The organism is Kitasatospora putterlickiae (assembly GCF_039527695.1).
Taxonomy (GTDB): Bacteria; Actinomycetota; Actinomycetes; order Streptomycetales; family Streptomycetaceae; genus Kitasatospora; species Kitasatospora putterlickiae.
In genome coordinates, this window is record NZ_BAAAKJ010000361.1 from 1,115 (window position 1) to 1,454 (window position 340).

The following is a 340-nucleotide window of genomic DNA, read 5'->3' on the forward strand; positions in this document are numbered from 1 at the left end:
CTCGCGGCCCTGATCACCCTGCTCGGCCTGCTCGTCGGCGTGCCGGCGCTGCTGCTGTACGGCACCCAGGCGGTGGCCGACATGGGCGAACTCGCCCCCGACGGCCTCGGCGCGCTGCTGACCAGCCCCGACGACGGGCGGCTCTTCCTGTGGCTGCTGGTGGTGGTCGGCTGGATCGGCTGGGCCTGCTTCGCGCTCTCCGTGCTGCTGGAGATCCCGGCGCAGCTGCGCGGCCGGGTGGCCCGGCGGATCCCGGCCTTCGGCTGGAGCCAGCGGGCCGCGGCCGGCCTGGTCGGCGCGGTCATCGCGCTGCTGCCGGTGGCCGGCGGGGCCTTCGCCG

1 pseudogene is annotated in these 340 nt (G+C 77.1%); it reads left to right on the forward strand.

The features are described from left to right. Positions 1-340 (forward strand): annotated as a pseudogene (locus ABD308_RS32695) (BTAD domain-containing putative transcriptional regulator); the annotation flags it as partial.